This is a genomic window from Lichenihabitans sp. Uapishka_5, from assembly GCF_033947565.1.
GTDB lineage: Bacteria > Pseudomonadota > Alphaproteobacteria > Rhizobiales > Beijerinckiaceae > Lichenihabitans.
In genome coordinates this window covers 5581-24785 of sequence record NZ_JARPVX010000057.1, presented here as the reverse complement: position 1 = coordinate 24785, position 19205 = coordinate 5581, and the positions used below count along the sequence as shown (strand labels likewise).

Below are 19205 nucleotides of genomic sequence, written 5' to 3'. Positions count from 1 at the left end.
GCGGGCCGAGGCGGCCCATGCCAGCGTGGCGGTGCTGGACGCCATGGCCGAGGTGCCGGCCGAGGTGGCGCGCTTCCTGCGCAACGCCAACGCGCCCGCCACGCTGCGCATGGGCGACGACCCGGACCTCGGCCAGCTGCCCTGGACGGAAACGGCGCTGACGCTGGCGGCCGGCCGCTCGCATGGCGACGACCTCAACGCCGTGTCGCGCGCCTTCGGGGCCGTGGCCGAGACCGGCACGCTGGCCTTGGTGTCCGGCACCGCCAACCCGACGACGCTCAACTTCCTGCCCGATAACCACGTGGTGGTGGTGCGGGCCGACGAGGTGGCGGGCGACCTCGAGACGGTGCTCGACCGGCTGCGCGACCGCTATGGGCCGACCGCGATGCCGCGCACGCTGAACCTCATCACCGGCCCGTCGCGTTCGGGCGACATCGAGCAGACGCTGGTGCTGGGCGCCCACGGGCCACGCCGGCTGCACATCGTCATCGTGCGGTAAAACACTCTCGGCGCGACGGGGAACTGGCCCGCTGGTGTTTGCCGGCGCCGGCTCCCTGCGAAGACGGATGGCGCGGCAGATCGGCAGAGCGCCGCAGCCGCGACAGGGCCCGCGATCCATCGTGATGCCAAGTCGCTGGGGGCTGTTTCGAGCCAATCCGAAGCTTTTTGATCGGTACGGCTTCGGTGTCGCCCAGCATTGTCGATGTATCCTCCGAATGATACTGAATAAGATCAGCGTCGATGCCGTATAGAGTGGCGCGCCATCAAATTGAAATAGTATTCAATATTCAGAGCGGTCGAGGTGGGCGGCATGGCGGTCGACGCGGATGCGCAGCGGGCAGGTGGGTTGCGCCTGTCGATCATCATCTCCTGCTTCAACTACCAGGCTTTCGTGGGCCGGGCGATCGACAGCGTGGTGTCGCAGATGGGCCCCGACTGCGAGCTGATCGTGGTGGACGACGGCTCGACGGACGAGTCCTGGCCGGTGATCGAAGCTTACCGGCTGCCAAAGGCGTTCCGGGTGGCGAACGGCGGCGCTTTGGCGGCGTGCCGTCAGGCTTTCGCCCGCGCCGAAGCGCCCTTCGTGTTGTTCCTCGACGCCGATGACGCCTTGGTGCCCGGCGGCCTCGCCCGCATCCTGCCCCATCTCCGGCCCGGGCTGGCGAAGCTGCAGTTCCCGCTCATTCCCATCGATGCCGACGGGCAGGTGCTTGGTGCCGCGAGCCCGGCCTTGCGGCAGGGCGAGGCGGGGGCGCGGCTGCGGCGCGAGGTGCTGGCCACCGGCTGCTACAACAGCCCGCCGACCTCCGGCAACGTGTTCTGCCGCGCCTTGTGCGAGATTTTGGCGGAGGTCGATTACGAGACCTGGGTCGATGGTGTGATCGTGTTCGCGGCGCCCTTCTTCGGCACGGTGGTCAGCCTTGCCGAGCCGCTCGGGTATTACCGCCTGCATGGCCGCAACGGCTCGCAATCGGGCAGCCGGCCCGATGCGGCGCGCTTCGGCCGCGAGGCCGAGCGCTTCCTGCGACGGCACGAGCATCTGCGGCGCATCCTGGCGGCTCGCAATGAGGGCGGGGCGCTGGTTGAAGGCGCGTCGGCGTTCTTTCCCCGGGAGCGCCGGCTCTACCAAACGGTGCTCGAGGGTCGCGCGCCGCGGCTCCGCCACGTGCTGGCCCTGCAGCGCCTGCTGGTCGGGATGGCGCGGCCGTTGCCGCACAAACTGTCGATGAGCGTGTTGTTCTGGCTCGTGCTGGTGCTGCCGCGGCCCCGGCGGGACGCGCTGTTGGCCTACCGGCTCCAGCCCGGCCACCGCTCGGCCTGGGGCGGCCTGCGGCAGGTGCTGCGCCCCGATCCCGCAGCGGCCTGACGGCCGACCGCCATGCCGAGGCCCGCGAGGGCGCAGGCGTCCTCTGTCTTGTGGTGCCGCTGCAACGCCCGCAGGCATTTGCCGGGCTCTCGCCGATTTGCCAAACTTCTCCCCAGCCAAACCGTTAGACCCGTCATGTTGAACGGGAGGGTGCCGATGAGCCTTTGGATGCGAGCCTTGATGGTGGCGGGCGCGATGACGCTGGCCAGCACGCCGGCCTGGGCCTGCAAAGGTGGCAAGACGCTCTTCACCGACGATTTCCAGGAGGTCGATGCCAGCTGGGGCCTCGACGCGCCCGACGTGACGGTCGAGGACGGCAAGGTCAAGGTCAAGCCGCAGCCCAACATCTCCAACCTGCTGATCTACAAGGGTCTCAACTTCGGCGAGGCCGACGTCTGCTTGACGGTCCGCATGCCCACCATCGTGTCGAACAACGACAACACCATGGCCGGGCCGGTGTTCTGGCAAAAGGACTACGACAACTACTACATGTTCATGATCACCCCGAGCGGCTATGCGGAGATCGCCCGCAAGCTGAACGGCAAGTGGATGAGCGTCATCGACTGGAAGGCCGATGCCGACATCAAGACCCAGGCTGGCGCCAGCAACACCCTGCGGGTGACGTTGTCGGGCAGCAGCATCGTGGCCTATGTCAACGACGGGAAGTTCGCCACCGTGAAGGGGCAGATGCCCGAAGGCGGCGGCCGGATCGGCATGCGGGCCCAATCCGAGGAAAACCAGGTCGATACCTGGAAGTTCAGCGCCCTCAAGGTGACCGATGTGGCGGCCGATCCGGCCGCGCCGGTGCTGGCGCCGGCCGATGCCGCCGGCACGACGCCTGATACCGCCACCAAGGTGACGCCTGCGGCGCCGGCGCCCGCCACCACGCCGGCCGCGAAGCCCGTACCCTAAGGCCTGCCGTCGTGCATTGAACTGTTGCGGCCATGCACCAGTGTGGCTGCGATCACACGCCGCCGCGTTGGGGCCATCGAACCACCGCAATCGGCCCTTAGGCCCATTCCGCTACGATACAAGGCCTGGGCCGTGCGGGCGCCAGGTTCGGGGCCGGCATTGCGGGCCGCCCGAAGAACGCGAGGGCCGATGATCCACCGCCGCTTCACCCAGGCCGGACTGCTGGCCAGCGCAGCCTTGTGCGGGCTTTGCACCGCCGCGATCGCGCCAGCCTTCGCGCAGGATCAACCCTCCTCCGGGTTGTTGTCGCCCGCGCCGATCGCCGGTATCCCGACGCCGACCGTGCCGGCGGTGCCGGTTGTGACGCTCAGCAAGCCCGTGGTGCCGGCGCCTGCGGCCGTGACGGCCGTTGCCCCGGCCCAGCCGGTGGTCGGCGCCCAGCCGACCGTGCCGACGGCACCCGCCATCCCGGGCGCCGCCGCCACAGTGGCCGCGCCCGCATCGCCGGCCGCCCCGATCCCGACCGCCCAGTTGAAGCCTGTGAAGAAGGTGGCGCCCCCGGCGCCGCCGCGGGAAACGGCGCTGTCCACCGATCCGAACCCGTCCCTGACGCCCGAAACCTTCTTCGCCACCGCCAAGGCGTCCGAACATTACGCCACCATCGCGGATGCGGGGGGCTGGCCCGTGGTGCCGGCGGCGTTGACGCCCGGCAGCAGCGGCAAGGCCGTCACCACGCTGCGGTTGCGCCTCGCCATTGAGGGCTACCTGCGCAAGGGCGGCATGTTCGAGACCACTTGGACGCCCGACCTGACCGAGGCTGTGAAGAGCTTTCAGATCCGGCATGGCCTGAAGGACTCCGGCCTCGTGCAGGGCGCGACCCTGAAGGCCCTGAACGTTCCGGCCAACGTGCGGTTTACCGAGCTCGCGTCCTCGGCCCAGCGCCTGGCGGGTCGGCCGTTCAACTTCGCCCAGCGCTACGTGGTGGTGAACATCCCCTCGGCCTCGGTCGAGACGGTCGAGAGCGGCGTCGTGCACAAGCGCTACGTCGCGGTGGTGGGCGACCCCGACCATCCGTCGCCGGAAGTCGACACCAAGGTGGTGGCCGTCAACCTCAACCCGACCTGGACGCTGCCGGTCTCGATCATCAAGAACGAGATCATCCCGAAGATGCAGAAAGACCCGGGCTACCTCGCCAAGCAGAAGATCCGCATCCTTGATGGGGCAGGCCACGAGGTGAACGCCCGTTCGATCAACTGGACGACCCAGCACGCCACGAACTACATCCTCCGGCAGGATTCAGGCACCGCCAACGCCCTCGGCTCCATCCGCATCAACATGCCCAACAAGGATGCGGTCTATATGCATGACACGCCGTCGAAGCGGTTCTTCGGCGCCGACTTCCGCTTCCTGTCGCATGGCTGCGTGCGGGTGCAGGGCGTCTACGATCTCGCGGCCTGGCTGTTGAACGGCACGCCCGGCGCGCCCGACGGACAATGGTCGAAGGAGGTCGTGGAAGGCCGCATCGACGGCGGCGAGCATCAGGAGGTGCGGCTGACGACGGCCGTGCCGGTCAGCTGGGTCTATATGACGGGCTGGTCGAACGGCGAAGGGCCGGCGAACTTCCGCGACGACGTTTACGGCATCGACACGATCGGCGCCCCCGCCGAGGCGCGGGCCGACCTGCAGGCGCTCAGCCGCTAAAGTCCACCTGTCGGCTCGCCCGACCGGGAAGGTGAAGCCAGCCTGCCGGGTTTATTCGGCCGGCTGGCTCATGGCATCCTGCTCGACGAGCGGGAACGTCACCTCGACCAGCGTGCCTTCGCCGCGCGTGCTCTTGATCGACATGCTGGCGCAATTGGCTTCCACCAGGGCCTTGGTCAGCGGCAGGCCCAGGCCGCTGCCGGTGCGATTGACGGTCGACAACTGCCGGAACGGCTCCATGGCGGCCGCGATTTCGTCTTCGGTCATGCCGATGCCGGTGTCGCGGATGCGGATCGCCACGGCATCGGGTCGCGCCAAGGCGGTCGACACGATGACCTGCCCGCCGGGCTCGTTGAACTTGACGGCGTTCGACAGCAGGTTGAGCACGATCTGACGCAAACTGCGCTCGTCCGCCAGGGTGCGGGGCAGGCGCGGCGTTAGCGACAGGCGCACGATCACGCGCTCCCGAAGGGCCAGCGTCTGCAGGGTGTTGACGCAGCTCTGCACGATCGCGTTGGCGTCGACCGCCTCGAGCCGCAGGTCCATGCGGCCCGCCTCGATGCGGCTGAGGTCGAGCAGGTCGTTGACCAGGCTCATCACATGGGTGCCGGAGGCGTGGATGTCGCGCAGGTATTCGAGATAGCGCGCGTTGCCGACGGGGCCGAGCCGCTCATCGCGGATCACCTCCGTGAAGCCCAGGATGGCGTTCAGCGGCGTGCGGATCTCGTGGCTGACCTTGGCCAGGAACTCGGATTTGAGGGCGCTGGTGCGCTCCGCCTCGCGACGGGCCGCCTCGACCGTATCATTGGCCGGCGCTGCGACCGGGCGGTCGAGCGTCAGGGCGCAAACGAGCCCGCCCTTGTGGCGGCCGAGGCGGGCCAGCACGGCGACCGGCTGGCCGGCGCTGCCGCGCAGTCGCAACGGGCTTGGGGGCGGACTCTCAGGGCCTGCGGCGGAGGCCGCCAGGGCTTGCCAATGCGCCGCCTGTCCGTCCGCCAGCATCGGTGTGAAGGGCTGGCCCAGCAGTGTTCGAACGTCGCGGCCGAGGAGGCGCGCCGCCTTTGGGCTCACCTCGGCCAGCAGGCCGGCCTCGTCGATACGCAGATGCCCGTCCGTCACGAGATCGAGCCCGTCGAAAGGTTGCGGCCCGGCTGCCAACGGCATCGGATCGGCCACCACCAGGGTCGCGGGGGCGCCGCCGATGTCGAAACGCGACACCGTGGTGGCGATCGGCGCGCCGTTGCGCCCCGGCAACGATCGATCGCTCGACACGGGGGCGGTCGCGGCGTCGGGGTCGACCAGCGCCGTCAGGGCGTCGTTCAGCAGGGTGGCGCCATCGAAGTCGAGCCGCAGCCCGATGGGCACGCGGTCGAGCAGGGCCTGCAGGGATGCGAGCCCCGGCCCGGTTTGCGGGGCTGGGCTGCGTTCGACCGCGGGCGGCGGCGCCAGGGGACGGTTGCCCAGCACCTTGCGGATATGCTCGAAGGCGTCGCGCTCATCCGCCGTCAGGTCATCGGGTTCATTGCCCCCTATCGCCTCGGACCACGCGGGCGCCTCGGACCAGAGCGGCCCCGCCAAGTCGGTCACGTCGGCCACGTCCGTCGATTTCGCCGCCGCGCTCGCCGGGGCGGGCCGCATGGCCGGCACAAAATTGGCCGGGACCGACCCAAGCCGCAGGAGCGGAAAGCTGACGACGTTGTTGATGCCGGGCGGCGTCGGGGCAGTCGGCTCGGCCGGGCTGCCGCTCGCGGCGACCGGTTCGGCCGCTGCCGCAAAAACCTCCGGCTCCGGTGTGGCAACCGTCTCGGCGCGCGGTTCGGCTTCGGGGGCGTCTGGCGCGTCGTCCGGGGCCGCAATAGCTGGCGTCGCATCGGGTTCGGGCGCAGCGGCCCTCTCGGCCGGCAGGGCGGCGCCGTGTACGGTCAGCACGCCCCGCAGGCCTGGGCCGCTGCGTTTCGGAACGCAACCGATCTCGACCAGTCGCTGCGGGCCCGGCGCCGCAACAGGCCACTCGAAGCGGCTCAAGGCCAGGCTGTTTCCGTCCCGGGCCGCGGTGGCGAGCCGGTCCGCCAGCGTCGGCGCCGCGTCGCGCAGGCACTCCGCCAGCGTATCGCCGACCTGCGGGGCGGTGGCCCCGAGAAAACGGCGGGCCTCCGGGCCGATCTCGGTCAGCCGGCCCTCCGCGTCGGTTTCCCAAAGGATGCGCGTCACGGGCTGGCGATCGGACTGGCCATGGTCCGGTTGCGACGGCAAGGCGGCATCCGGTTCAGGGGCGACGGGCGCAACCGTGACGGGCTCGGGCACGATGGCGGCGTCGATCACCCCTGGAGGATCGCCGACGGGCGCCGCCGCAACAGGGACGGCGGCCAGCACCGGACCGCCCCGCAGGTCCAGCAGCACCAGGGCGCGCCCGGCCTCCTCGATAGGGTGGCAGGCGAGGACGAGCGGTTGGGCTTGGTCGGGGACGGGCAGGCGTTCGAGGCGATAACCGGCGCCGGCCCGCGGCAGACGCCGGAGGCGCTGCGCCAGCAGCCCGGAGCCGAACAGGCGATGGGTCAGGGCCGTGGCATCGGCCGAGCCCAAGGCGGCCGCGGCGGCGGCATTGGCCCACAACACCGCCATGCTGCCGCGGTCCACCAGCACGAGCGGCGCCTCGCCGGCGTGCGCAAAGCCGAGGCGGTCGACGATCGTCATGGCTTGCGCGGTGTCCAGAAGCGCCTTCATGTCCGGTGCATCGTATCCATGCGGGACCACGCCCCAATCCGACCCGTGTCGTCCACCCCGGCCTCCCCACCCGGCCTTTCGGCATGCTTAAGCCGAAGACTAGCAGTTAAGGCTTTGTTCACGCTAGAGAGGCAACGCCACAGTCCCGGCTTTCCTCACTATGCTGCGTTGCAAAACGATGTTGCATTGCGAAATCGTGGATTGTAGGACCGTGCTGTGCCACAAAAGGGTTGGTCGGGGCGTTTTCTCCCGCAAAACCAACATCGTTTTCACCTGGGTATGAGGAGACCAGCCGTGCCGACGCCGTCCTACGAAATCCCCCCGGAAATGCGCGACCTCGCGGAAAAGAGCGTCGATCAGGCCCGCAAGGCCTTCGAGTCCTTCATCGGCGCCGCCCAGAAGGCGATGGGTCAGGCCGACACCACGGCCAACAGCATGCAGTCGAGCGTGCGGGTCATCGGCGACAAGGCCGTGACCTTCACCGAGCAGAACGTCCGCTCGGCCTTCGATTACGCGTCCCGCGTCGTCAAGGTGACGGACATGCAGGAGCTCATGCAGCTGCAGTCCGAATATGTGAAGGCGCAGATGTCGGCTCTGCAGGAGCAGGCCAAGGATATCGGCTCCACGGTGAGCAGCAGCTTCAGCAAGCCGAACCAGGGCTGAGCCCCATGGCGCTGTCCCGGCGCCATAAGCGGCCCCGCGCCTCGTCGGCTGCGGCCCCGGCTGCCACCCTCCCGCAAGGACATGCTTCGATGACGCCTGACAGCAGCGGCCCGACGGAGCCGGTCCATGACGAGACGGTGGGCCAGGGCTCGGAAGCCACGCCGACCCCTCCGGGAAGCGCGGTGGATGGGCTCGAAGGCGCGGCCGAGGGTGTGCTCGACGGGGCTGAAACAGCCAGCAAGGTCGGCGCCGATCTCGCCGCCGACGCGGTGCGGGCGACGTCCGAGGCCCTCGACGAAGCGCGCGAGCAGCTGAACGTCATGGCGCGGTCGTTGCCGCCTGCGTCAGCCGACATGCCGAAGCTTTTCGGCGCAGGCCTGCAGGCGCGTTCCATCGGAACCCTCGAGGGCATGGCGGCCTTCAACAGCAAGGCCATGGCGGCGTGGCGGAGCAACGCCGAAGCGACGATCCGGCATTGGCAGAGCCTCGCCGGAACCAGGAGCCTGTCGGATGCCATCGCGCTCAGCGCCGAACACGCCCGCCAGGAGCTCGAAGCTATGACGGCACAAACCCGGGAGCTGTCGAACCTCGCAACCACCATCATGCGCGGCGCCGTCGATCCCCTGAACCGCCGCAAGGGCTGAGACGCACCGCCCGGGCTCCGGCCCGGCGGCAGCTTGCTAAGCCCTGCGGCTTCCCTCACAAACGCCGCATCATGGCTTCCATCCCTTCCCCAGACGATCCCGTCGCGCGCCGGCGCACCTTTGCGATCATTTCGCATCCGGATGCCGGCAAAACCACGCTGACCGAGAAGCTGCTGTTGTTCGGCGGCGCCATCCAGCTGGCCGGCGAAGTGCGGGCCAAGGCCAACCGCCGGCAAACCCGCTCGGACTGGATGGACATCGAGCGGCAGCGCGGCATCTCGGTCGTCACTTCGGTGATGACCTTCGAGCACAAGGGGTGCGTCTTCAACCTGCTCGACACGCCGGGCCACGAGGACTTCTCGGAAGACACCTATCGCACGCTGTCGGCGGTCGACTCGGCCGTGATGGTGATCGATGCCGCGCGCGGCATCGAGTCCCGCACCCGAAAGCTGTTCGAGGTGTGCCGGTTGCGCGACATCCCGATCGTCACCTTCGTCAACAAGCTCGACCGCGAAACCCGCGACCCCTTCGACCTGCTCGACGAGATCGAGAAGGTGCTGGCCCTCGACACGGCGCCGATGACCTGGCCGATCGGCCGCGGCCGCGCCTTCGCGGGCACCTACGACCTGCGGCGCAACATGATCCGCAAGCTCGATGCCGATGTCACGGCGCCGATGCTGCCGGTCGATGGGCCGCGCGACGAACGCATCCGCGCCCTGCTGCCGGCCCACGAAGCCGAGGCCGCCCTCGACGAGCTGGAACTCGCCCACGAGGCCGGCCGGCCCTTCGACATCCAGGCCTATCTGGAAGGCCACCTGACGCCCGTGTTCTTCGGCTCGGCGCTGCGCACCTTCGGGGTGGCGGACCTGATCGACGCCCTGGCGGATTTCGCGCCGCCTCCGAAGGGGTTGCAGGCCGAAAGCCGCTTCGTCGCCGCCGGCGAGAAGAAGATGAGCGGCTTCGTGTTCAAGATCCAGGCCAATATGGACCCGAACCACCGCGACCGCATCGCTTTCATGCGGGTATCGTCGGGGCGTCTGGTCCGCGGCATGAAGGCGAAGCTGGTGCGCACCGGCAAGCCGATGGCGTTGAACAGCCCGCAATTCTTCTTCGCCCAGGAACGCGCCCTGGCCGAGGAGGCGTTTCCTGGCGACGTGGTTGGCATTCCCAACCATGGCACGCTGCGCATCGGCGACACGCTGACCGAGGGTGAAGACCTGGTGTTCCGCGGCGTCCCCTCCTTTGCGCCCGAAATTCTGCGCCGGGTGAAGTTGACCGACGCCATGAAGGCCAAAAAGCTGCGCGAGGCACTGCAGCAGATGGCCGAAGAGGGCGTGGTGCAGACCTTCGTGCCTTATGACGGGTCGGGCGCCATGGTGGGCGTCGTCGGCGCACTGCAGCTCGACGTGCTGGCCGAGCGGCTGCAGGCCGAATACGGCCTGCCGGTGTCGTTCGAGACGAGCCGTTTCGAGCTCGCCCGCTGGGTGACGGGGCTTGAGACCGAGGTGTCCAAGTTCCTCAACGCCTACCCGTCCTCGACGGCCGCCGACCTCGACGGGGCCCCGGTGTTCATGGCCACCTCGGCCTTCACCCTGCGGTACGAGCAGGAACGATGGCCGGCCGTAACCTTCTCCGACATCAAAGACTATCAGAGGGCTTCCTAGCTGCTACACTGTCGCGGCGTGGTGGTCCGGGGCGGGAATTACTTGATGATTAAGATTTTGCCGGTGATCATGTGCGGCGGCTCCGGGACGCGGGTGTGGCCCGAGTCGCGCGAAGCCTTGCCGAAGCAGTTCATCCCGTTGCTCGGAACGCGGTCGACCTTCCAGACCGCCCTCGAGATGCTGGGCGACCGCGCGCTGTTCGAGCCGGCCATCGTGATCACCAACCACGATTACCGCTTTCTGGCGGCCGAACAGGCCAAGGAGACCGGCGTCGCGGCCGATATCGTGCTGGAGCCGTCGCGCCGCGATTCAGGCGCCGCCGTCGCTGTGGCGACCGAGCTGGCGCTGCGCCGCGGCCCGGACACCGTTGTGGCGGTCTTCGCGGCCGACCACCGTATCGAGGATCGCGACGCCTTTCTGCGCTATTGCCGCGAGGCCGCCGTGGCGGCCGCGGCGGGGTCGATCGTCACCTTTGGCATCGCGCCGACCCGCCCCGCCACGGGGTTCGGCTATCTGCGGCCCGGTGCGCCGCTCGCTGCCGGGCAGGGCGTGCGCCGCCTCGAGGCCTTTGTCGAGAAGCCCGATGCCGCGACCGCGGCCCGCTACGTGGCGGAGGGCTATCTGTGGAACTCCGGCAACTTCGTGTTCCGGGCCGACACCATGAAAGCTGAGATCGAGCGTTTCGCACCGGACCTCGCGCGGGCCGCCGAGGGGGCCGTATCGGGCGCCCGGCGCGACCTCGGTCTGCTGGTGCTCGACCGGGAGGCGTTCGAGCGGGCGCCGAAGATCGCCATCGATTATGCCGTGATGGAGCGCACCGACCATGCGGCCGTGATCGCGGCCGACATGGGCTGGTCGGACGTCGGTACCTGGCAGGCCGTGTGGGAGCTGAGCGAGCACGACGAGCGCGGCAATGCCATCCGGGGTTCCGGCCTCGTGCTCGACGGCCGCAACAACCACATCCGCTCCGACGAGATGCTGACCGCCGTGGTGGGGCTCGACAATGTGGTGGTGGTGACCACTCAGGATGCCGTGTTGGTGCTCAACGCCGACAAGGCCGCCCAGGTGAAGGACCTCGTCGACCAGCTGAAGCGCGACAAGCGCCCGGAGGCGCTGGAACATCGCCGCTCCTACCGGCCCTGGGGCTATTACCAGTCGATCGACCGCGGCGGCCGCTATCAGGTAAAGCGCATCGTGGTGAAGCCCGCCCAGCGCCTGTCGCTGCAGAAGCATTTTCACCGGGCCGAGCACTGGATCGTGGTGCGGGGCACCGCCGAGGTGACGGTCAACGACAGGGTCACGCTGGTGCACGAGAACGAGTCGATCTACCTGCCGATCGGCTGCACGCACCGCATGGCCAACCCTGGCAAGATCGACCTCGAGCTGATCGAGGTGCAGACCGGCAGCTACCTCGGCGAAGACGACATCGTGCGGATCGAGGACGTCTACAACCGCTCCTGACGGCGCCTAATGGCCGCCAGGGCCCGGCGTTCCGCCTCCGGCGCGGCGCATGGTGCTGATCAACCCTGCGGCCAGCGCGAAAGCGGCCCCGACGCCGAGCGCCACCCGCGGCGCCGCAGCGCCCACGGCGCCGAACAACAGCGCCGTGATGACGGCGCCGTTGGTTTGGCCGAACAGCCGCGCCGTCGCCTGCAGGCCCCCGGCCGCGCCCGCCCGCGCCTTCGGGGCCGACAGGAGCATGTTGCGGTTGTTGGGCGTCTGGAAGAAGCCGAAGCCGAGCCCGCTCAGCATGTTGAAGGCCACCAACGGGGCTAGGTTGTCGCCCAGCGGCCAAGCCGCCGCCAGCCCGAGGCCGAGCGCCAGCGCGATGCCGCCAATGGCGCAAAGCGTAGCGGTCGAATAGCGCTCGCAGAGCCGTGCCGACAAGGGCGCCGCCACCGCCACGGTGGCGGGCCAGGGCGTCATCAGCAGGCCGGTCGTGAAGGCATCGCGGCCGAGGCCGTGCTGCAGGTAGAACGGCAGGCCCACGAAGGCCAGCATCTGGGCCGCAAAGGCGCAGACGGAGGCAATAACGGACAAGCGGATCGGCCCCTGACGCAGCAGGTCGAGCGGGATCAAGGGGGCGGGGCGCGGCGCCTCGCGGCGGATCAACAGCGTCAAGCTTGCAGCCGCCACCCCGAACAGCGCCGCCGCCTCGAGCGGCGCCGCCGTGAGCCGGTCGACGCCGATGATCAGCGGCCCGAACGCGAGGGCGTTGAGCAGTGCGCTCCAGCCATCGATGCGGCGGCTCGAGCCGGGCGGGTTCGGCAGGGCCCGCGAGGCCAGCAACACCAGCACGCCGATCGGCACATTGACGGCGAACAGCCAGGGCCAGGACGCCGCGTGCAGGATGGCGGCGCCAAGCGTCGGTCCGGTGGCCGAAGCCAGCGCCACCGCCATGGCGTTCCAGCCGATGGCGCGGCCCATCAGCCGCTGCGGATAGGTGAAACGCAACAGCGCCGCCATCAGCGACATGGTGGCACCGGCCCCGAGCCCCTGCAGCACCCGGGCCGCCACCAGCGTCGGCAGGTTCGGGGCAAGGGCGCACAGCAGCGACGCCAGCGTGAAGGTGGCAACACCGGCCGTGAAGACGCGGCGGTAGCCGAGGCTTTCGCCGAGGGCCGCAAACGGCAGCAGCGTCACCACCAGGGCCAATTGATAGGCCGAAACGATCCAGATGGCGGCGGCCGGGCTGACCCGCAGGGCACCCGACATGGTGGGCAGCGCCACATTGGCGATGGCGCCGTCGAGCACGGCCAGCACGATGGCAGCCAAAAGGGCCACCACGGCGACGATGCGGCGGGGCGACGGCAGGCCGTCGGCGAGGTCGGGGTGCGAAGATGCTGCGGTCACGACTATTGCGCTGCTTCTACGCTCATGGCTGGCCGCCGACCAGGGTGACGGCGCGCTGTCGACTCAGTCGTCTAAGGCCGCGCGGGTCAAGCGGTTGGCCATATGGCGCCGCGTGCTTTCCCCGATGTCGACCTGCATCATGCTGCGCAGCCGGGCATGGCGCAGAGCGCGGGACCGGATGCCGTGGCGGCCAGCGCCGCTTTCCTCAAGGTCCGAGGGTGTGGTGCCGTAGATCGCCATGGCGATGCCGGACATCAGGCCGGCGCGCGAATTGGTGCTGTCCATCGTGCGGTTCTTTCTTGTTTTGCTCCCACAAGACAAAAGATCGCGGCGGCAGCTTTGTTCCTTGTTAACAATGTTAGGGGTGCCTCAGGCCGCGAGGCCCACCACCGTGGCGGGCTGCCGCAGCCGGGCGAAGCGCTGGCCCGTGTCGCCCACGAAGGTGGCGGGGCCGGTGTGGCTCAACCGGCTGTCGAGATCGAGCCAGATGGTGCCGCCAAGCGCCCGCCAACGACGGCAGAAGGCATAATCCTCGCTCAGATAGGTGCCGGTGGCAGGGTCGATCAGGCTGTCGAACAGGGCGTAGAGCGTGTCGGACGGCGGTTGCTCGTTGGTGCTGGCATGAACGGCGCGGAACTTGGTTTCCGGATAGGCCGCGACCATGCGGTCGAACACGCGACGGTGGATCAGCTGGAAGCCGGTGCCGGCATATTCGGCCGTGGCGAAGCCGTCCTCGACCTGTAGCGCCGCGCCGGTGCAAAGGTGGCCCACATAGGACAGGCCGGCGCGCTCGAGCGGCTCGCCCGCCACGGCGCGGGCCGGCAACTGGGCCCAATCGGTGTTCTTCAGCGGATAGAAGGCCGCCGCGAAATCCCGGTCGGCTTCATGGAGGCGGGTGAACTGGTCGACGTCGAAGCCGATGTCGGCGTCGATGAACAACAGGTGGGTGGCGGCTGGATTCGCCAGGAAATGCGCCACCAACACCGAGCGGGCGCGGCTGATCAGCGAGTCGCCGCCAAGCAGCAGCACGTCGGAGCCGAAGCCGCGCGCTTCGAGGTGGCGCTGCAGCCGCATCACCGACAGCATGAAGGTGTGGGCCACCTGACCGCCGAAGCACGGGGTGGCGATGACGATGTGGGGGCGGTCCATGAGGCGGGTCCGGGGCGCGAGGGCGTTGGTGGTCACCGTCGCGGCGGAAGCTTGCCCGGGGCTGCCCGTCAGACCGATGTCGCCGGCCTCAGGCCCGCACGGCTTCGGCCTGGTGGCGCTTGGCCAGTTCGGCGTCGTCGGCCTGCACGCGCTGCACGATCGGCCGCGCCTGGATGCGCTTCACATAATCCCGGATCGGCGGGTCTTCGGGCACCAGCTTAAAGGCCGTGAGCCAGGACAGCGCCGTGCCCCACAGGAGGTCGGCGGCCGTGAACCGCTCGCCGAACAGGTAGGGCCCCGGGGTGAGCTGCGCCACGATCAGGTCCAGCACGGCATCATAGGTGCCATAAGGCGACATGCCGCGTGGCCCGGGCTCGCGCTCCATGAAGCGATCCACCACCGCGGGCTCGAGGCAGGAGCCATACAGGAACAGCCAGCGCAGGTAAGCGCCGCGCAACGGATCGTCGAGGGCCGGCGCCAGCCCCGCCTCGGGAAACAGGTCGGCCAGATAGGTGTAGATGGCGCCCTGTTCGGTGATGAGCGTGTCGCCCACCGTGACGGCCGGCACCTTGCCGAGCGGGTTCACGGCCAGAAAGGCGTCCGAGCGGTGGTCGTCCGCATTGCGATTGAGCGCGTGGAGGCGATAAGGCGCACCGAGCTCGTCGAGCAGCACGCGGACCCCGGTGGCGCGGGTCTGCGGGGCGTAGAACAGCGTGATCGGCAGGGTGGTGGGCATAAACGGCCTCGTCGATGATCTCCTCCCGCGCCGGCGGGAGGAGGGGAGAGCCTGTTGTTTATTCGGCCGCCGCGACCGTCATCGCCTCGACCGTGTTGGGCGTCTCCAGCTTGCCGGTGGGCACGCCTTCGCCGAAGCGCTTGACGATATAGGTGTCGACCAGCTGCTTGAACTCGGCCGCAATGTTGGGGCCGCGCAGCGTCAATGCCTTTTCGCCGTCGATGAACACCGGGGCGGCCGGGGTTTCGCCGGTGCCGGGCAGCGAGATGCCGATGTCGGCATGCTTCGATTCGCCCGGGCCGTTGACGATGCAGCCCATCACGGCGACGTTCAGCCCCTCGACGCCGGGGAACTTCGTCTTCCAGTTCGGCATCTCGGTGACGATGTAGCTCTGGATGTCACGCGCCAGCTCCTGGAACACCGTCGAGGTGGTGCGGCCGCAGCCTGGGCAGGCAGCGACGAGCGGCACAAAGGTGCGGAACCCCATGGTCTGCAGGATCTGCTGGGCCACCTGCACCTCGACGGTGCGGTCGCCGCCGGGCTCGGGCGTCAATGACACCCGGATGGTGTCGCCGATGCCGTCCTGCAGCAGGATGCCGAGCGCCGCCGACGAGGCCACGATGCCCTTCGAACCCATGCCGGCCTCGGTCAGGCCGAGGTGGATCGCATAATCCGAGCGCGACGCGAGGGTCTTGTAGACCGCGATCAGGTCCTGCACGGCCGACACCTTGGCCGACAGGATGATGCGGTCCTTGGCGAGGCCGATCTCTTCGGCCCGTTCGGCCGAGAACAAGGCCGAGCGCACCATGGCTTCGCGCATCACGGCGCGGGCCTCCGCCGGGCGCGCCGATTTGGCGTTGTCGTCCATCATGGACGTCAGCAGGTCCTGGTCGAGCGAGCCCCAGTTGGCGCCGATGCGGATGGCCTTGCCGTGGCGGATCGCGGTCTCGACGATGGCCGAGAACTGCCCGTCCTTCTTGGCCTTGAAGCCGACGTTGCCGGGGTTGATGCGGTATTTGGCCAAGGCCTCGGCGCAGGCCGGATGGTCGGCCAACAGCTTGTGGCCGATGTAATGGAAGTCGCCCACCATCGGCACGTCGCAGCCCATCTGGGCCAGCTTGTCGCGGATGTGCGGCACGGCCGCGGCCGCCTCGTCGCGGTCGACCGTGATGCGCACGAGCTCGGAGCCGGCGCGGTGCAGGGCGAACACCTGCTTGACGGTCGCCTCGATGTCGGCGGTGTCGGTGTTGGTCATCGACTGCACCACCACGGGGGCGCCGCCGCCCACGAGGACGTTGCCCACCCGCACGCCCACGGTGCGGCGCCGCGGTGCCGGGCCCGCGCGATCGTCGGGGATGTCGGAAGCCACAGGATCCATCAGCACGGGTCGAAATCCTTCGCGCATTGCCTTTGGGTCGAGGGTGTGGGGGAGAAAGGTGGCGGGGTCAAGGTGGAGGCCCTTGGAGGGCAGTCGACCTGGTCAGATTGCGCACTACGCAGATTGCGTAAGCTCCGGCGGGGCGTTACAAAGGATCCATGCTCTTCGACTGGGATGAGGCCAAGAGCGAAAGGACCTTGCACGAGCGCGGGTTCGACTTCGAATTCGTGGCTCATGTGTTCGACCGCGAAACTGAAGAGTTCGTCGACACGCGCAAGGACTATGGCGAAGTCCGCATCATCGCCTTCGGTCGCATCGAGGCCGAGCTTTATGGCGTGGTCTATACGCAGCGCGGCGACATCCGATGGATCATCTCGGCATTCCGATGCCGTCACAGAGAATTGGAGCGATGGAAACGACGCGCGGCAGAAGGCTAGGACCCGGTCGGATCGACCAGGCCAGGGTTGCGGCCACCACGGAGGCGGACACGCGGCGCCACCTCGCCGAAGACGGCTTCGATCCCGACACGCCCCTCACGGGATTCCGCCCCGTTCCGAGCGTCGCCGCGGTGCGGCGCAAGGCCGGCCTGTCTCAGGACAAGTTCGCGGCCGCCCTGCGCATCCCGGTCGGCACTATCCGCAATTGGGAACAGCGCCGCTCCGTGCCCGACCCCGCGGCGCAGGCGTTGCTCACGCTCGTCGATGACGACCCGGAGCGGGCGTTCAAAGTGCTGGCAAAGTAACGCTCGTGACCTCGTACCGAGTGCGCGGATCACCTATTGTGCCGTCACGCAGATCCAGGCCGGTTGCACGAGCACGATGACAAAGCTTCTCGATCAAGCCTTCGCAACGATCCGGCACTCCCCTCCTGAAACGCAAGACGCCGTTGCGCGCATCATCCTCGACATAGTGGCTGGGGACGCGGCTGGCCCCGTTCCGCCCGAACACCTCGAGGCCGTGCTGGAAGGAGAGGCGCAGGCAGATCGTGGGGAGTTCGCCAGCGATGCCGAAGTCGCCGACGCGTTCCGTCGCTTCCGGGGGTGAAGCTTCGCCTGACTCGCCGGGCACGCGGCGATCTCGACATGATCTCCGCAGCCCTCCGTGCCGAGAACCCGGCTGCAGCGGTCCGCGTTGCTGATGAACTGGAACGCGCCCTGCTTCTCCTGGCATCCCATCCACGGGTGGGCGGCGCCGCTTCGCGCTCCGGCGGTTCCCGTACCTGATCTTCTACCGCCTGAACGAAGTGCTGGAGACCGTGGACGTCCTCACGATCCGCCACGGCGCGCGAGCGCCGGAGTAAGCCTGAGCGCCTCAGCCGTCATCACGGCCCGAAATGCCGCACCAACGCCTTCGCTACCTCGCCCGGCATCTCCCGTGGCGGGAAATGCCCCACCCCGTCGAGCATCAGTCTGTCGAACGGCCCCGAGAACTTCGCCGCCACGCCCTCCGCCGTCTCGGGCGGGTTCACGCCGTCGAGCGCGCCGTGGATGTAGAGCGTCGGCGTGTCGATCGTCTTCGTTGCCTTGACCGCGGCGCTGAGCGCGGCGGAGCGCGGGTCGGGGGCGGCTTCGTCCCAGCGGGCGCGGTAGGAATGCAGCGTCACGTCGGCCCAGCCGGGGTTTTCCCAGGCGTGGGCGGCCGCCGCGAAGGTGTCCTCGCCGTACCAGCCGGGCGGGCTCCAATTGTCCCACATGAGGCGGCCGAATCCCTTTGGGTCGGCGTGCACGGCGGCGGCACCGCGCGCGGTGGCCATGAACCAATGATACCATTGCCGCTGGGCTTGCGCGAAGGGCGGGGTCGGAATGCCGCCGAGGCGCGGCGGCGTCGACAGCATGGCCATGGCTCGGATGCGTCCGGGCCAGCCGACCGCCATCGCCTCGGTGGCGTTGGAGCCCCAATCGTGGCCGGCGACATACACTCGCTCGAGGCCGAGCGCATCCATCAGGTCGATGGCGTCATGGGCCAGGATGGCGGAATCGCCGGTGCGGGGCGTGGCGGGATCGCGGAAGCGCGTGCCGCCGAAGCCGCGCCAAGTGGGCGCAATGGTGCGGAAGCCGGCCGCGTTGAGATGGGGGCTGACGCGATCCCAAGTCGAGGCGGCATCGGGCCAGCCGTGCAGCAACAGCACCGCGGGGGCGTCGCGCGGGCCGGCGTCGAACACCTCCATGTCGAGGATCGGGGTCCGTACCCGCGTGGCAGGCGCGATGGTGGCCGGCCCTGCATCCTTGTCGGCGATCGTCATGGCGCGCTGGCCTCCCCGGGCGGCGGCGCCGCGTCGGTGACCCAACGCGGGGACAACCGGATTGGCTCCTCGCACACAGGCGGCGAACCGGCCGGGATGCCCCTCCCTGGAACCGGGAGGGGCATGGCGCCTGCTACTTGGCGGCCTTCGTGCCGCCGAAGGCTTCGCGCACCTCGTCTTCGCCGATGCGCGCGGCCGGGTTGCCGGGCTGGCCGAGGTTCTGTTCTTCTGTGCCGTCGCCCATCATGCCGGGATGCGGCTCGGACGGCACGGCGGCCTCGCCGCCCGCGGCTTCACGCTCGGCCGTGGACCAATGGTCGTCGTGGCGGCCGTCCGGTCGGCCTTCCTGCTCCCAAAGCTCATAGGCACGCTTGGCGATGCGGTCTGTGGTGTCGTTGTCCATTGCGGTTCCGACCTCGATTGCCGCGGACCTCGCCCGCGGTTCACAGCGGCGGGCACCCCTGAAGGGACGCCGCCGCCACACCCTATTAGATAGGGCGTCTCCCGGCTGGCGCTAGGCGAGTCCGCCGCCCCGCAGCCCCACCATCGCCAGGGCGCCGACGCCGAGCAGAAGCAGCGGGTTGACGCGGCTCGCGCTGAGCAGGGCGGTCGAGGCGAGCGCCAGTCCCACCGCCGCCCAGCCGCCGTCGAGCGACTGCAGCAGCACCAGCAC

19 protein-coding genes and 1 pseudogene are annotated in these 19205 nt (G+C 69.0%); 12 read left to right on the top strand and 8 right to left on the bottom strand.

Features of this window, described 5'->3' with window-relative positions; genetic code table 11:
- The 4 genes from P7D22_RS16625 to P7D22_RS16610 form a co-directional block, all read left to right on the top strand.
- On the top strand, positions 1-499 hold a 499-nt coding region (locus tag P7D22_RS16625; RefSeq protein WP_319935371.1), incomplete at its 5' end, for a LutC/YkgG family protein.
- Between the two features lie 312 nt (positions 500-811).
- Positions 812-1867 carry a glycosyltransferase family 2 protein gene (locus P7D22_RS16620; RefSeq protein WP_319935370.1) on the top strand — a complete coding sequence of 352 codons (1056 nt, stop codon included), beginning with the start codon at positions 812-814 and terminating at the stop codon, positions 1865-1867.
- A 156-nt stretch (positions 1868-2023) separates the two neighbouring features.
- The gene (locus P7D22_RS16615; RefSeq protein ID WP_319935369.1) at positions 2024-2779 is read left to right on the top strand and encodes a hypothetical protein; all 756 of its coding nucleotides are present in this window, start codon (positions 2024-2026) and stop codon (positions 2777-2779) included.
- 189 nt (positions 2780-2968) lie between these two features.
- Complete coding sequence (locus tag P7D22_RS16610) at positions 2969-4480, top strand: L,D-transpeptidase family protein (protein ID WP_319935368.1); 1512 nt, start codon at positions 2969-2971, stop codon at positions 4478-4480.
- 51 nt (positions 4481-4531) lie between these two features.
- Here the strand turns inward: P7D22_RS16610 and P7D22_RS16605 are convergent, their stop codons facing one another.
- On the bottom strand, positions 4532-7204 hold the full coding sequence (locus P7D22_RS16605) for a sensor histidine kinase (protein WP_319935367.1): 2673 nt from the start codon (positions 7202-7204) through the stop codon (positions 4532-4534).
- A 294-nt stretch (positions 7205-7498) separates the two neighbouring features.
- On the opposite strand from P7D22_RS16605, the gene P7D22_RS16600 reads away from it, so the two are divergent.
- The 4 genes from P7D22_RS16600 (at position 7499) to P7D22_RS16585 (ending at position 11636) form a co-directional block, all read left to right on the top strand.
- Entirely contained in the window at positions 7499-7867 is a 369-nt protein-coding gene (locus tag P7D22_RS16600; protein WP_319935366.1) for a phasin, read from the top strand.
- A gap of 89 nt (positions 7868-7956) precedes the next feature.
- Positions 7957-8511, top strand: coding sequence for a phasin family protein (locus P7D22_RS16595; RefSeq protein WP_319935365.1), 555 nt, complete (start codon positions 7957-7959; stop codon positions 8509-8511).
- 71 nt (positions 8512-8582) lie between these two features.
- Positions 8583-10175 (top strand): peptide chain release factor 3, encoded by a 1593-nt coding sequence (locus tag P7D22_RS16590; RefSeq protein ID WP_319935364.1) that lies wholly within the window; start codon positions 8583-8585, stop codon positions 10173-10175.
- A 45-nt stretch (positions 10176-10220) separates the two neighbouring features.
- Complete coding sequence (locus P7D22_RS16585; protein ID WP_319935363.1) at positions 10221-11636, top strand: mannose-1-phosphate guanylyltransferase/mannose-6-phosphate isomerase; 1416 nt, start codon at positions 10221-10223, stop codon at positions 11634-11636.
- A 6-nt stretch (positions 11637-11642) separates the two neighbouring features.
- On the opposite strand, the gene P7D22_RS16580 is transcribed toward P7D22_RS16585, so the two are convergent.
- The 5 genes from P7D22_RS16580 to ispG all read right to left on the bottom strand — a co-directional run bounded on the left by P7D22_RS16580 (position 11643) and on the right by ispG (position 16291).
- Positions 11643-13028, bottom strand: a complete 1386-nt coding sequence (locus P7D22_RS16580; RefSeq protein ID WP_319935362.1) for an MFS transporter — start codon at positions 13026-13028, stop codon at positions 11643-11645.
- 63 nt (positions 13029-13091) lie between these two features.
- Positions 13092-13313, bottom strand: a complete 222-nt coding sequence (locus P7D22_RS16575; protein ID WP_319935361.1) for a hypothetical protein — start codon at positions 13311-13313, stop codon at positions 13092-13094.
- 84 nt (positions 13314-13397) lie between these two features.
- A complete protein-coding gene (locus tag P7D22_RS16570; protein WP_319935360.1) occupies positions 13398-14177 on the bottom strand; it encodes a hypothetical protein in 780 nt (259 codons plus the stop codon).
- Between the two features lie 88 nt (positions 14178-14265).
- Positions 14266-14913, bottom strand: coding sequence for a glutathione S-transferase family protein (locus P7D22_RS16565; RefSeq protein ID WP_319935359.1), 648 nt, complete (start codon positions 14911-14913; stop codon positions 14266-14268).
- A gap of 58 nt (positions 14914-14971) precedes the next feature.
- Positions 14972-16291 (bottom strand): flavodoxin-dependent (E)-4-hydroxy-3-methylbut-2-enyl-diphosphate synthase, encoded by a 1320-nt coding sequence (ispG, locus tag P7D22_RS16560; RefSeq protein ID WP_319935373.1) that lies wholly within the window; start codon positions 16289-16291, stop codon positions 14972-14974.
- 158 nt (positions 16292-16449) lie between these two features.
- Here ispG and P7D22_RS16555 point away from each other — a divergent pair, with 158 nt between their 5' ends.
- The 4 genes and pseudogenes from P7D22_RS16555 to P7D22_RS16540 all read left to right on the top strand — a co-directional run bounded on the left by P7D22_RS16555 (position 16450) and on the right by P7D22_RS16540 (position 17590).
- Positions 16450-16728, top strand: coding sequence for a BrnT family toxin (locus P7D22_RS16555; RefSeq protein WP_319935358.1), 279 nt, complete (start codon positions 16450-16452; stop codon positions 16726-16728).
- A complete protein-coding gene (locus P7D22_RS16550; protein ID WP_319935357.1) occupies positions 16701-17033 on the top strand; it encodes a helix-turn-helix domain-containing protein in 333 nt (110 codons plus the stop codon). Before P7D22_RS16555 ends, P7D22_RS16550 begins: the two co-directional genes overlap by 28 nt.
- A gap of 76 nt (positions 17034-17109) precedes the next feature.
- Complete coding sequence (locus P7D22_RS16545) at positions 17110-17334, top strand: hypothetical protein (RefSeq protein WP_319935356.1); 225 nt, start codon at positions 17110-17112, stop codon at positions 17332-17334.
- Positions 17331-17590: pseudogene (locus P7D22_RS16540) on the top strand (type II toxin-antitoxin system RelE/ParE family toxin). The gene P7D22_RS16545 and the pseudogene P7D22_RS16540 overlap by 4 nt, the downstream one beginning before the upstream one ends.
- Positions 17591-17611: 21 nt before the next feature.
- Here P7D22_RS16540 and P7D22_RS16535 read toward each other — a convergent pair.
- Both P7D22_RS16535 and P7D22_RS16530 read right to left on the bottom strand, forming a co-directional pair.
- On the bottom strand, positions 17612-18532 hold the full coding sequence (locus P7D22_RS16535) for an alpha/beta fold hydrolase (RefSeq protein ID WP_319935355.1): 921 nt from the start codon (positions 18530-18532) through the stop codon (positions 17612-17614).
- A 133-nt stretch (positions 18533-18665) separates the two neighbouring features.
- Positions 18666-18935, bottom strand: a complete 270-nt coding sequence (locus P7D22_RS16530; protein WP_319935354.1) for a DUF2934 domain-containing protein — start codon at positions 18933-18935, stop codon at positions 18666-18668.
- Positions 18936-19205 lie beyond the last annotated feature (270 nt).